The organism is Sagittula stellata E-37, assembly GCF_039724765.1.
Lineage (GTDB): Bacteria > Pseudomonadota > Alphaproteobacteria > Rhodobacterales > Rhodobacteraceae > Sagittula > Sagittula stellata.
Window position 1 is genome coordinate 2,543,188 of the sequence record NZ_CP155729.1, and the last position, 13,481, is coordinate 2,556,668.

Here is a 13,481-nt window from a genome sequence, read left to right on the forward strand (position 1 = left end):
CTACGTGCGTTGGCCTGGCTTCGGAGAAGGGGGCTCGTCGCGCCAAGGAGTTGCCGTAGACGGAAATAATACGAAATCATGCAGAAGGCCCGGAGCATATGCCCGGGCCTTCTCTTTGTTATGGTTCAGCGGTTCGGGCCGACGATATCCGTAAGACCCGCGCCTGCCTCGGTTAGTGCCTGCTGGACGGTTTGAAGCAGGCTGTCGTCGAGAAACCTGCCCCACGTATCCCGAGACATCTGACCCATGGCGTTTCTGACCACGTGATCCGGGCATTCCTGGTCGAGCAGCGCATGATGCAAGGCTCTCCGGAAATCCTGAGCGTGGAGCGTCGAAGCATCGATCCCGTGCGTCTCGCAGTAGCGAATAAAATCCTTTCGAAACCGCGCTGTGGCAGTTCCGGGCCGATCCGCCGCGAGTTGCGGAAAGAGCAATGCTTCATTCTGGTCCCGCCGCAATTCGAACAATTCGACGAGGCCAAGGTCCTGCAGCCTCCGAGTGACAGGGATCTCCCGGCAAGCCGCTGGTGTCTTCCCGTCACGATCAATGCAGATGACCGGCATACCGTGACGAAACTGCAGATCCTCGGTCGTGAGGTGGACGGCTTCGTCGAGCCGCAGACCCCCGAGACACATCAAGAGCGGGATCCAGAACAACGGGTCCCCGGCATCCCTCATGTCTCCCTTGAATATCGGCGAGGACAGGTAGCTCTCTACTGCCTCAGACCATTCACGGGTCTCGGATGGGCGCTCCTGCTGCCGTAGACAGGCCTCCTCGGCCGTCGACCAGGAACAGATGTCGAACGGGTTCGCGTCTTCGAGGTTCAATTCGACCAGTAGATCGCCAACCTGCCGTGCCGTCCGCCCGAACTTCAGGAATGTCGAAATCCCGATGCGGTCGCGAGCGGAAGTTTCTTTTCCCAACCCACTTTCATGATCGGTGCCACTGCTGCTGCGTTTCCCGTGGCATTTCGGCAGATTCCGGATCTTTTCCAACGCAACGACGATATCTTCCCGCTCGATATCGGAAAAGAACGGATTCCCGAGGGCCCGCGTCCATACACGCTTCGCACTCTGCGTATTCGCACCGCTGATCCGGTGCCAGTGTTCACCACGAGCGGCATCGAGCCGCAGGGCACCAGGCCGATATCCCAGCGACCGTGCGTTGATGAAGAGCTCGAAGGCCGTCTCGAGGCAGATTTGCATTTCCCCGTCGAGGACGGCGCGTGATTGTTCAGTGATATTGGCGGCCTCGAGAAGGGATCGAGGTGTCTGCCAGGTGGTGGTTTCCTGAGGCATTTCCGTGTCAATTCGGGTGGCGAGGTTATCGCGCATTTCCTGTATCTCCGTGAGTGGTGGAATGCCGCCCCTATGCCCCGGATACGCGAGAAACAGTTGATCCAAGTCAAAATTTCGGATCGTTATCTCCCATGATGCATCACGCCTTCGTGAGGTCGAATGTCTCCGCGGTGGGCAGTGCCGACTCGGAATTTCAGGCCGGCCGGCGACGAAACCCGACGACATTACCGTGATCGCCCTGAACCTGGGTCGGCACGGTCTCGGGAGCTGCGGCCTCGGACGCGGCGAACGGGCTCTTGATCCTCGAGATATCCAGATCGATCCGGCTGATGACCTCGTGAAGCGTCTTCACCCAGATCTCGCGCGTGTAGGACCCGTCACCCTCGTCGACCGGCTTCTCGTGCCACATGAGGCGCCGGCGCACCATATCGGGGCAGAGCAGGTTGCCGAGGTCGTTGTGGAAGGTCGTGCGCAAGGCATGGAAGTCGAGGCCCGGCCAGTAGCAGTCGTTCGTCTTGCGGTAATAGCCGAAGGTCTTGCTGTAGAGTTCGGAAAACGTCTCCTTCGTCTGGCCGCGGTTGAGGTTCGGGAACAGGCGCGACTGCTTCTGCCCCCGCCGCATCTCCACGAAGTGGAGAAGTCCGAGCTCGACGAGCTTCGGGTGCACGGCGATGCGGCGCTCCCCGGCGGTGGATTTCACGTGGTTGCCGGTCACATTGCGGACCGTGAAATAAGCGACGCCGTTCTCCGACCCGAAATCCTCTGGTGCGAGTTGCAGCATTTCCTCGGCGCGACAGCCGGCAAGGCGCGCGATAAGAGGGCCCCAGAACAGCGGGTAATCCTTTCCCTCGCATTGCCCCTGATAGACCGGAGACGCGAAGAGCTTCTGAATCCTGTCGTCCCAGAGCATGCGCGACCGGTCTTCCTCGTTCGCCTTCATGTCCTTCGCCTCGTCGTTGGTCCAGGAACAGATCTCGAACGGGTTCCTCTCGATCAGCTTCATGGATTTCAGCATCTTGCCGACTCGGTTCGCCATGCGGCCATGGCGGAGGAAGGTGGCGACACGAAGCCTGGGGATCTTCGCATCGAGGTCCGCGCGTTCGAGCTCGGCCGGCGTCGCCTTCCCACGAGCGGCAAGCAACTCCTTTGCGGCTGTCGCCGCCGCGAGTTCCTGCTCGTCGGCACGCTCGACAAGGTCGCGGAAACCTTTCGTATTGAGAAGATTCTTCTTCTTGCCGTGGTATTTGGGGATCCGGCGAATGACGTTCAGGACGCCGTCGACCTCGGTCCACTCGATCTGGTGGAACGGCTGGTTGCCCAGGACATCAACCCAGATATCACGGCCCTTTCTGGCGTTTCCACCGGACGTCCGTTTCCAGTCCTTGCCTTTATCCGGGAAGCGCTTTTGGCGGGTCCCGAAGAGATCTCCATATCCGAGCTCCTTGAGTTCGAAATAGAGATCGAAGGCCTCGCGAAGCTCAATGTTGGGCCCTTTCGCCAGGGCGGTGCGCGCCTCGTCCGAGAGGAGCGATTGATCGATCAGGATCTGGGGCTCCTCCCGTGACGTTACGGAGCGCATCGGCGCCGTCTCCTGCGCCTGGGCGGCGGGAACGAGGGCGCGTTCCTGGGAAGATGGCGCACGGGAGCTATTGTTCTCGAAATTGAGCGCTGCGGTTTCGGGCTCGACGCCGAGCGTCTCGACTTGGTTCTGAACGGGACAGGCCATCTTTGGTTCGGCCGGTGTGGTGGCCGCCGGCATCGTTGACACCGGCACGGAAATCGCGATTGGCGCGGCTGCTGCCGGGATGGCCAGGGCGGGGCGGACGAATCCGAGGCAGCCACGGGCAGGGCGGTGGCAGGGGAAGCCAACCGGCTTGCCATGACCGACCGGAAGATCGGGGTCGCTTCCTCGTAGGTCCCGACCTCGCGCCGTTCCCGTTCGCGGGACACGTCGAGCATGACCCGCAGAGCCTCGAAGGCGAGGGCACGCCAGTCCGAGCTGGTCTCGTCGAGGGTCACGCCGAACTGCCGCGCCATCTCGCGCAAGGGCTCTGTAACCGGCGTTCGGTCGCCGAGCGCCAGGGCCCGGCGCAGCATGTCCTGAGTCGCGCGCTCCGTTTGCGCCGCGAAATTCGCCGCCGCCTCCGAACGCGGCTCGGTGCAGGCCCGCAGGGCCTCGTGGGCAGCGATCTGGCAGCGGGCCAGTTCAGTCAGCAATGTCACGTGCTCGGCGCTCAGGTGGTCCACCGGTCTCTCCGTCGTCAGCGCGACGGCCAGGTCCGTGAGTGCCGTAAGGGCGCGGACGCGGCATGTCGCTTCGGAGAGGACGTCGGTCCGTAGCGAGAGGCAGATGGCCGAACTTTGACCAGGGTTCGATATCTCGACCCAGGCCTTCGGCAGACGGCGCCGGAAAAAGTAGCCCGAGGGGCGTTTTTCGAGATGGGGGGTGTGTTCGACTCCGGCCATGGCAGGTGCTCCGAAAACGGTTCCAGGGCATCCGGGAGTCGGGATCCGTGCACCGGTTCGGGCACGCGTTTCTGCACCTATTTGTGCACGTGCACGCGTGGCTCCGACTCCGGTCGGGGCTCAACCAATGAAATCAACCACTTAGGGGATTTTGGCTCCGGCGGTAGGGATCGAACCTACGACCAATTGATTAACAGTCAACTGCTCTACCGCTGAGCTACGCCGGAACACGTGGGCCGTATAGCAATGGCGATTTGGGTCGTCCAGAGGGTTTCGGCACTTTTTTCGGAAAACCTGACAGTCCGGTATCAGGACAGGGAAAATCGGGCTTCGGAGCCCATTTCCTCGATTGGGGCGACGGCGCTTCTTTCAACGAGATCAATGAGATGGGCCAGGACGTTGCGCGTGGCGGCGGGCAGGAGAGCCGGGGGGGTGTCGATGTAGATGCGGGCCGCAAGCTCCGAGGCGGTAGCCGGGCCATCCGACAGTGCCGCGAGGATCGAGGTTTCGCGGCTTTCACGGTGGGACAGCAGCTTGGCGATGCGTGCGGCGGGTTGCGACACCACGTCTCCGTGTCCCGGCAGGAAACAAGCCCAGGGCCGTTCGGCCAGCCTGCGGAGCGATGCCATGAAGGCCGTAAGGTCGCCATCCGGAGGTGAGACCAGAGAGGTGGCCCAGCCCATGACGAGGTCGCCGGAAAACAGAACGTCGTCGAGAGCGAAGGACAGGTGATTGGCCATGTGGCCCGGCGTGTGCAACGCCTCCAGGCACCATCCGTCGCCTTCCACGGTTTCTCTGTCTGCAAGGCGGTGGTCGGGCGCAAAGGCCGTGTCGACGCCTTCGCCGCCGCCGACAAGACCGCCTTCGGCCAATCGGGTCATGACGGCGCTGCGGCCGGCAAGTGCGTCTCCGAAGGCAAACACCGGTGCACCGGTCACGTCGGACAGCTTCCGAGCCAGCGGAGAATGGTCGAGGTGCGCGTGCGTCACCAGGATGTGGCTGATGTGCTGACCGGGGCCGACTGCCGCAAGAAGCGCGTCGAGGTGCTTGCCCATCTCCGGCCCTGGGTCGATCAGTGCGAGACCTCTTGTGCCGACAAGATAACTGTTGGTGCCACGGAACGTCATGGCCGATGGGTTCGGGGCCACCAGACGGCGGACGCCCGGCAGCAATTCCTCCGGCTTGCCTGGAACCGGCTGGAAGTCCGGCTGTGGGTCCTGCATCATGCCTCTCCATCGACGCCGCGCATGCGGCTTGTCCGGAGGGCACAATGTCATTCCAATGGCTCAAACGCTATATGCCGCGCAGTCTTTTTGGGCGCGCGGCACTGATCCTGGTGCTGCCGGTGGTGACGCTTCAACTGGTGGTGTCGATTGTCTTCGTTCAGAGACATTTCGAGGACGTCACCGAACAGCTGAGCCGGGAACTGTCGCGGGCGGTCAACCTTGCGGTGGACGAGGCCGTGGCCACCGGCATCGACGGCGTGCTGGGAGTTTTTCCGCGGGCCGTCGACGACGCGGCAGAGCCGGCGGAGAACCTGCGCCGATGGTACGACTTCACCGGAATTATCGTGATACGTACACTGGACGCGCGGGTGCGCGGGCTGGAGAAGGTCGAACTGCCGGACGACAAGATCGTGCGTCTCTACATCCGGCGCAACGGGCAACTCTGGCTGGTGTCGGTGGACCGGACCCGAAGCTCGGCGGCCAATGCGCACCAATTGTTCGTCAACATGATGTTCTTCGGTATTCTGATGACGTTGATCGCCTTTCTTTACCTGCGCAACCAGTTGCGGCCGATCACGCGCATGGCCGAAGCGGCCGAAGCCTTCGGGAAAGGGCGGATCGTGCGGTATTCGCCTGCGGGTGCGACCGAGGTACGCGCCGCGGGGCGGGCTTTTCTGGATATGCGAAGCCGCATCGAGCGGCACATCGAACAGCGCACCATGATGTTGTCCGGGGTCAGCCACGACCTGCGGACCCCGATCACCCGGCTGCGGTTGGGGCTGTCGCTCCTGGATGACGAGGATCGCGAACCGCTGGAGCGCGACGTGGAGGAGATGCAGCGCCTGATCGACACCTTCCTCGATTTCGCGCGGGGCGATGCGCAGGCTGGTCCACCTGAGCCGGTCGATCCTATGGCCCTGATCACATCCATCGTCGAGGATGCGCAGCGGGCGGGACAGAATGTCAGTCTCGGTGCGCTGGACGGGCAGGGCGAGGCCGCGCTGAGGCCGAGATCGATGCGCCGCGCAATCGAGAACCTGATCGGCAACGCAACGCGCTACGGCACGCAGTGCCGGGTTTCGGCCAACATGACGGAACGGTCCCTGCGCATCAGGGTCGAAGACGACGGACCAGGCATCCCGCCGGAAGACCGGGAGAGCGCGCTGAAGCCCTTCGTCAGGCTCGATCCGGCCCGCAACCAGAACAAGGGGTCCGGTGTGGGTCTTGGCCTGGCGATTGCCGCCGACATCACCCGGTCGCACGGCGGTGTGCTGAGGCTTGGCGAAAGCGACGACCTGGGTGGCCTCCGCGCCGAGATCGTGATCGCGCTTTAACGGTGGCGCGCAGGTCTTTGTAAAGAAATCACTAATATTCAAATGCGAGGCTCGGGACACGAATTTGCCGCGTTCTGTTCACGTGGCGGTCGGGTATCGGGGGGACTGTCCGGCCATGCGCTTCATGCGCCGCAGATCAACCCCGAGGGAGATATTGCCAAATGGCCTTCACCGCATTCGCCGCAGCAACGCTGGGACTGGCATCGCTGACCGCATCAGAGGCGGAGACGCCCAAGCAGATGATCCTCGCGCAGGCGCAGCCGTACCTCGCGCAGAATTATGTCGCGCCGCAGGGTGGCGACTACATGACCACGCCCGAAGGGTGCACTTACCGACGGACACAGGCGCCTGGATATCCGCCGCGCTGGATCCTCGTGCTTAACCCGCACCATGTGGGCAAGGGCGTTGCGCGCGGCAAGTGTAGCGGGATGCGCTGACAGTTTGTCCTACCCGCGCGGTCGGGCGTGTGTCGATCGCCTACGCGAATACGTCCGCAAGCGTCGGTGCATACCGGGGCGTTTTTCCCGGCCCGAGAGGGGCCGGGGCGTGTCCAACGGTGGTGAAGGGAAACGTTCGCCGCGCGCCCTGGCGTGTCAGTTCATCTCGCGCGCCACCTCTTCAAGGAACCGGCCAAGCTTGTGCCTGTCCAGCGGCTTGGCCAGCAACTCGATCCCCAGCGACTTGCAGTCCTGCCGCAACTGCGGCGAGCGGTCGGCCGAGATCACTGCGCAGGGCAGGGGCCGCGCGGCCCCGTCGTTGATGGCATGATACAGGCCGATCCCGTTCGCCCCCGGTCCAAGCTGGTAATCCAGCAGAAGCACGTCGGGACGAAGTTGCAGATCGTCCAGCAAGGAGAGGGCAGACGCCGCGTCTGCCGCTTCGATCACGTTGACGCCCCAGCTTTCCAGCATGATCGACAGCGCGCGCCGGAGCGTCGGGTCGTTCTCAACCATAAGCGCGATCAAACCGGCGTGGGACAGCTTTACCGGGCGGGCGCTGCGCGGACGGGCATCGGCCGTTCCCGGAGCGTGGCCGGCAATTGGCACATTGACCATGAAGCAACTGCCGCGCCCGACTTCGGACCAGAGCCCCAGCGGATGCCCCAGTCGCGCACAGGCCCGCTCTACGATGGCCAGACCCAGCCCGAGGCCCTCGTTGCTGGACGCCTTGGTGTCGAGGCGGCGGAACTCCTCGTAGATGGCATTCTGGTCCTCTTCGGCAATGCCGGGGCCGGTGTCCCAGACCTCGATCCGGGCGGAGCCTCCGTTGCGGCGTACGCCGACCAGCACCTTGCCCTGCACGGTGTAGCGGATGGCATTGCCCAGAAGGTTCTGAACGATGCGGCGCAGATAGGTCGGGTCGCTTTCGACGATCAGATTGCAATCGACGATGGTCAGCTCAAGCCCCTTGCGCTCGGCCAGCACGCTCATCTCGTCGCTCAGGGGGCGCAGAATCTCGGACATCATGACCGAACGCACGTTGAAGTGGGTGCCATCCGAGTCGAGCTTCGAAATGTCCAGCAGCGCGTCGATGATCTGTTCCGCTGAGTTCAGGGCCGATTCCGCTTTCTCCAGAACGCTGTGTTCGGCGGTGCCCTGGCAACGATCCGCAAGCGAAGAGATATAGAGCTTTGCCGCCGACAAGGGCTGCAAGAGGTCATGAGAGGCCGCTGCCACGAAGCGCGATTTTGACGCATTGGCCCTCTCTGCCGCCGACAATGCATCTTCCAGCTCCAGGGTCCGCTCCATAACGCGCTGTTCGAGGACCTCGTTCATCTCGAACAGTCTGCGCGCCGCTTCGCGTTCGGACGTCACATCCGTCACAGAGACCACGAAGCCCCCGTCCGGCATGCCGCGGCCAAAGACCTGCAGCACCGTCCGCGCACCGCGCGTAACCTCGAACGAGATCGGTGCACGGTAATCGCGGCTCATGGCCCAACGCTGGAACCCTTCCCGGTCTATGCCCTGCGTGAACTCCACGTCGAGTGCCAGCCGCTCGATCAATCCGATGAATGAGGCCCCGATCTGCAACCGCCGCGCATCGAGTGTCAGCAAAGACCCGAGCTTGCCGTTCCAGCCCACAAGCCGGCCCTGATCGTCGAAGATTCCGACACCCTGGTTGAGGTGGTCCAGCGTCGCGCGGACCATGACCGCCTGCTTGTCGCGCAGCCGATCGCGTTCAGCCCGTTCGATCCGAACAAGGTCGGTAACGTCGGTCTGCAGCACCACTGTGCCGCCGTTGGCGGTACGATGTTCCGACACCTGAAGCCAACGGCCCGGCCGAACCTGCACGTTGAACATGACGTGCCGGTTCTGATGCCTGCGGATGCGTCGCGCGGACCAGCTTTCCGGGGTCTCTCCGTCGGGCAGGACCAGATAGGCCGAGCGGCTGATCCGCGCCACGTAGCCATCGAAAGACAGTCCCGGCGACAGGTCGCGCGTGGTGTCGCGAAAATCCATGCAAAATCGCGTGTTGCACATCACCAGCCGCTCGTCGGCATCGAAGAGGGCGAACCCCTCCGAAACTGCCTCGATCGCGTCGGCGAGGTTGCGGCGGGCCGCCTCGGCCTGCGCGTTCGCCTCAGACAACTGTGCGTTCGATTCGTGCAGCAGGTTGAGCGTGCGTTGCAGTTCCAGCGTCCGTTCGCGCACCCGCTTTTCCAGGAGTGCGGCGCGTTCGAACTGCGCATAGGCCGCGCCGGATTGCTCGGCGCCGTATTCGACACGCTTCATCAGCGCTTGTGCGATCTGCAGCAGCTTCTCGTTCTGTCGTTCGAGGCTGTCGTTCGGATTGACTAGCGACATGTGCGTTATGCCGGTTCGTCGTCCGGCGGGTAGATGGCCACGCCGGTCAGGGTCTGGTTCACGTGCAGGCCTCCGATCTGTTCACCATACGTGGAAAATCCCACCACCCGGTGTTGCCGCAGAAGGGAAGAGATTTCCCGCGTTTTCTGAACCTGTCCCGCCGCAATGCGACGCAGAAGACAGTCGAAGCCCAGAATGTGATCGGGCGCGCAATCCTCTGCCATGGCCTTCAGCCCTGCTTCGAGGTGTTGGGCGATGTCCTGGTCGCTGGCCAGCGTCAGCACCATCCCTTCGTTGATCGCCGAGAAAAATACGAGGTCGCCGTTATCGTTGACCCGCTGGATGGCGCGGACATGGTGGCTGTCGCCCAGTCGAACCACGACCGGGTGCGCCGCGAACGTAAACGGGCCAAGCTGGTTCGGGTCCTTGGCGAGGAGCCGCGCGTATTCCTGCGCGGCCGGTTCTGCGTTGATTTCATGGACGACGCGGATCTCTGGCGTGGCAGAGGTAACGACCATTCGTATTCCAGTCGGCACGAGGTGATCGAGGCTGAACACCTTGATCGGGCAGCGCGTGCGCACCATGGCAACAAGAGCGGCGTTCTGAAGGACGACCCCGTTTCGCGACAGGAAGGTGGCGCCGAAATTGGTGCCGTCGCCGGACGAACCGCCGAACAGCGGGACCGGACCCAGCCCGGTGGCCAGAACGGCGGTCAGCTGTTCTTCGCGCAGGGACAAGCCGTCGACCAGCGTGAAGGCAAACTCCGAACCCATCTCGGGCGCGCGCCGGGTCAGTTCCAGCCGGTCGTTGATAAGGCGGTCGATCAACCCCTGTTCGTCGAACCGGTCGAGCGTTTCAACGGCGCAGGTGATGACTTCGAAATGAGACTTGGGAAACCCGATGGCGACGATCTGGCCGTCCTCGTAGCCCGCGCTGCCCAGTTCCCCGGCCGTGGTGCAGGCCAACACGTCGGCCCCGCCGAAGGCGTCGGCGGCGTCCCGCGTCAAGGCGGCGAAATCCGCGTCGGGTGAAGCGAAAAGACAAACCAGCTCAAGGGGAGAGTTCCCCAGGGCCTTTGCCAGTTCAGTGACCGGATCGTCGTTCAGGCAGTGCACCTGTGCGGTGCGCAGAGCCGTTGACCCGGTCTTTTCCTCCCGCGCGGAACGTTCTTGCGCTCCGTCCACTCCAGGTGTTCCTTATGGTCGCCTCTTTGTGCGACACCCGAGGATTATGTATTCACATTCCGGTTGGCAAGTCCTTCCGGAAACCGTTGTCCGCCGCATTGGAGAACCGCGCTTCCTGCGCGACCAGCACGGCCTGCGTGCGGCTGTGCACCCCCAGCTTGCGCATGATCGCGGTCACATGGGCTTTCACCGTGGTCTCGGCGATGGACAGGTCAAACGCGATCTGCTTGTTCAGTTTGCCTTCGCAGATCAGGTGGAGGATACGCGCCTGCTGGTTGGTCAGAGACGCCAGCCGCGCGAGCGCATCGTCCGGCTCCGACGACTGCCCGCCGGTCGGGTCGATGAATCCGTCCGGCACGAAGGAGCGGCCCGAGGTCACAGCCTCGAAAGCGCGCCGGAAAACCGATCGCTGCGAGTGCTTTGGCACAAAACCGTCCGCCCCTGCCTTCAGCGCGTGGCTTATCATGCCGTTGTCGGCCATGGAGGAGGCGACAAGGATCGCCGCGCGAGGCGCCGCGTTCCTCAGTCTAACAAGGCCGTCCAGCCCGTTCACGTCCGGCAGGTTGAGGTCCAGCACAATCAGCCCGATAGCCGAGTCCTGCGCCATGACCTCAAGCGCCTGTTCCAGCGTGCCGGCGGTCCGGATCTCCTGGAAGTCGGCGATGGACTGGAGGGTCAGCGTCAGCGCGTCACAAAAGAGCGGGTGATCGTCGACCACCAGCGCCTTTTCCGGATCGCGCAACTGTACTTCAGCGGGCATACTCATTTCGTCCGTGCCTTCTTGATGACGCTACCAGAATAGGCGTTGCCGCGTCTCGGGTCTCTTGCCGAAAAGTCTCATAGCCCGCCATGCCCGCCGCAGGATACGAGACCAGACCCATTGGCGCCGGAACGCTTGTCCAAGTTTGGTCGGCCGAGGATCAAGACGTTTCGCTGCCAAACGCAATGACCCGGCTGCCGGAAGCGGCCGGGCAGGGGCATCGGGTGCCCCGTATCAGGTCAGGGGATCAAAGGCCGAGCGGTTTTCAGAACCAGCTCTGGACCGTGCGGGCGCCGCCCGAAATGTCGCGGCCCAGCCCCTCGACTGTGCCGCAGCCCGCCAGCCCCGCGGCCAGCGCCAGTATCAGGAACGTTCTCATGGAAACCTCGCTCTTCTTTCTTGCCTGTTTCATTGCCTCGTCGGCCCCGCCGGTCATGTCGCCGGTTTGAGGGGCAGGGTCGGGCCCCGAGAGGCCCGATCCGATCACTCTTCCCACCACCATACATCAGGCTGGAAGCCCAGCCAATCGCCGTAAACCGGCAGCTTTTCCGGATACTTCAGTTGCTTTGCATGGGCGATGCGGCTGAGATCGTAGCGGTACATTATTGGGATCACGTAGCGGCCGGTCGTGAGCACCCTGTCCAGAGCACGCACAGCCGAGACGAAGTCGTCGTGGCTGTCGGCGGTCAGCATCTCGCCGATCATCGCATCGGCGGCCGGGCTGTTCATCCCCATCCAGTTGCCGGTCCCGGGCGTGTCGACGCCTGCCGCGCCCCAGTAGAGGTACTGCTCGTTGCCAGGGCTCAGCGACAGGCCACGTTCGTAATACGCCATGTCGAAGTCGTAGGACTTCGTGCGGTCTTCGAACTGGGCGGAATCCACCATGACCACCGTCGCATCTATGCCAAGCCGCTTGAGCGAGGTGGAGAAGATCTCGGCGATGGAAACGTTGTCGGTCTGGCCTTGACGGATCAGGATCTCGAAGGTGACGGGCTCGCCCTCGGGCGAGGTCATGACACCGTCCTCGATCGTGTAACCGGCCTCTGCCATCAGGTCGAGCGCCTGTGCCGTGTTCGCCCGGTTGCGCACCGTGCCGTCGGCGACCGGCAGGCTGTAGCCCTCCAGTGCGCCGGGCAAAAGCGCGTCGGCGAAGGGTTCCAGCAGCTCGCGCACCTTGCCCTCTGCTGGGCCGTCGCGCATCCCAAGTTCGGAGTTCGAATAGTAGGAGGTGATCCGCGGTTGCACGCCGCCGGTCTGGACGTCGTTGATGTACTCGAAGTTGAACACATGGAGCATGGCATCCCGCACGCGCCAATCGGCGAACAGCTCGCGCCGGGTGTTCATGACGAAACCGTATATCCCGGTAGGCCGCTGGTGGCCGATTTCCGATTTGACGATATCGCCATTCCGAACGGCGGGGAAATCGTATTGCGAGTTCCACGTTTCGACATTGGTCTCGCGCAGCGACGTTATAACACCGGCCTTGAATGCCTCGAAATGCGCGGTAGCGTCGGCAAAGAACTCCATCCGGATCGTGTCGAGATTGTCGGTGCCGACCTTGAATGGCACGTCCTTGCCCCAGTAATCTGGATCGCGAGTCAGTTCGACGAAACGGCCAGGTTCGTAATCGGTGATTTGATACGGCGCCGATGTGATCGGAACCACGTCGAGGCCGGAGTTTTCGAAGTCCACGCCGTCCCATTGCGCTTTCTTCAGGATAGGACGCATCCCCGCCAACAGGGCCAGTTCGCGGTTATCCTCGTTGAAGATGAAACGGACAGAACGTTCGCCGGTCTGCTCCATGCTGTCGACCTTGGCCCAGAAACCGCGGTATCGCCCGTGCCCCTTTGTGCCGAGCGTTTCGTAGGACCACATCACGTCTTCGACCGTCACCGGGCTGCCGTCAGAGAATTTTGCCTCCGGTCTGAGGGTGAATTCGACCCATTCGCGATTCGGTCCGACCTCGATTGATTCGGCCAGGACGCCGTAAAGCGTGAAGGGCTCGTCGTAACTGCGGCCCATCAGGCTTTCGTACGCAAGAAAACGCAACTGCCAGGGCGGCGTGCCTTTCAGGATATGGGGATTGAGGCTGTCGAAGCTGCCGACCTCGCCCAGGACAATCTTGCCGCCTTTGGGCGCGTCGGGATTGGCGTAGGGCAGGGACACAAAATCAGGTGGAAGCGCGGGCTCCCCATACATAGCTATGCCGTGCTGCGGCTCCGCCATCAGCGCAGAGGCGCAAAGAATCGCGCTCGCGGTCACTCCGATCCGGTCCCGAAACCGCCCCGAAATCCGGAAAGATTTTATGTTCATTTCGGCTACAATCCCTGTCTGCCCTTGTTTTCTTGGCTCTGACCGTACCGTCGCTTTTACGCCTTTTCAAACTTTTAGCTTGGACTCGCGCGGCGA

The 13,481-nt window shown here is 62.8% G+C and carries 10 protein-coding genes and 1 tRNA gene; 2 read left to right on the forward strand and 9 right to left on the reverse strand.

What is annotated here, in order from left to right:
- Positions 1-125 precede the first annotated feature (125 nt).
- From ABFK29_RS12075 to ABFK29_RS12090, 4 genes are all read right to left on the reverse strand, one after another.
- Positions 126-1,334 carry a tyrosine-type recombinase/integrase gene (locus ABFK29_RS12075; protein ID WP_005863143.1) on the reverse strand — a complete coding sequence of 403 codons (1,209 nt, stop codon included), beginning with the start codon at positions 1,332-1,334 and terminating at the stop codon, positions 126-128.
- A 157-nt stretch (positions 1,335-1,491) separates the two neighbouring features.
- A complete protein-coding gene (locus tag ABFK29_RS12080) occupies positions 1,492-3,057 on the reverse strand; it encodes a hypothetical protein (RefSeq protein ID WP_005863145.1) in 1,566 nt (521 codons plus the stop codon).
- An 859-nt stretch (positions 3,058-3,916) separates the two neighbouring features.
- Positions 3,917-3,991 (reverse strand) — tRNA-Asn (locus ABFK29_RS12085).
- An 81-nt stretch (positions 3,992-4,072) separates the two neighbouring features.
- The gene (locus ABFK29_RS12090; RefSeq protein WP_040605115.1) at positions 4,073-4,987 is read right to left on the reverse strand and encodes an MBL fold metallo-hydrolase; all 915 of its coding nucleotides are present in this window, start codon (positions 4,985-4,987) and stop codon (positions 4,073-4,075) included.
- A gap of 47 nt (positions 4,988-5,034) precedes the next feature.
- Here ABFK29_RS12090 and ABFK29_RS12095 point away from each other — a divergent pair, with 47 nt between their 5' ends.
- Both ABFK29_RS12095 and ABFK29_RS12100 read left to right on the forward strand, forming a co-directional pair.
- Positions 5,035-6,324, forward strand: coding sequence for an ATP-binding protein (locus ABFK29_RS12095; RefSeq protein WP_040605100.1), 1,290 nt, complete (start codon positions 5,035-5,037; stop codon positions 6,322-6,324).
- Between the two features lie 161 nt (positions 6,325-6,485).
- Positions 6,486-6,761 carry a hypothetical protein gene (locus ABFK29_RS12100; protein WP_005863151.1) on the forward strand — a complete coding sequence of 92 codons (276 nt, stop codon included), beginning with the start codon at positions 6,486-6,488 and terminating at the stop codon, positions 6,759-6,761.
- Positions 6,762-6,917: 156 nt separating this feature from the next.
- Here ABFK29_RS12100 and ABFK29_RS12105 read toward each other — a convergent pair whose 3' ends face one another.
- The 5 genes from ABFK29_RS12105 to ABFK29_RS12125 all read right to left on the reverse strand — a co-directional run bounded on the left by ABFK29_RS12105 (position 6,918) and on the right by ABFK29_RS12125 (position 13,385).
- Positions 6,918-9,128, reverse strand: coding sequence for a hybrid sensor histidine kinase/response regulator (locus ABFK29_RS12105; protein WP_005863153.1), 2,211 nt, complete (start codon positions 9,126-9,128; stop codon positions 6,918-6,920).
- A 5-nt stretch (positions 9,129-9,133) separates the two neighbouring features.
- Positions 9,134-10,312, reverse strand: coding sequence for an FIST N-terminal domain-containing protein (locus tag ABFK29_RS12110; RefSeq protein WP_005863155.1), 1,179 nt, complete (start codon positions 10,310-10,312; stop codon positions 9,134-9,136).
- Between the two features lie 52 nt (positions 10,313-10,364).
- Positions 10,365-11,072, reverse strand: coding sequence for a response regulator (locus ABFK29_RS12115; RefSeq protein ID WP_005863157.1), 708 nt, complete (start codon positions 11,070-11,072; stop codon positions 10,365-10,367).
- A 265-nt stretch (positions 11,073-11,337) separates the two neighbouring features.
- Positions 11,338-11,451, reverse strand: a complete 114-nt coding sequence (locus tag ABFK29_RS12120; protein WP_040605116.1) for a hypothetical protein — start codon at positions 11,449-11,451, stop codon at positions 11,338-11,340.
- A gap of 104 nt (positions 11,452-11,555) precedes the next feature.
- Entirely contained in the window at positions 11,556-13,385 is a 1,830-nt protein-coding gene (locus tag ABFK29_RS12125) for an extracellular solute-binding protein (RefSeq protein WP_083803524.1), read from the reverse strand.
- Positions 13,386-13,481 lie beyond the last annotated feature (96 nt).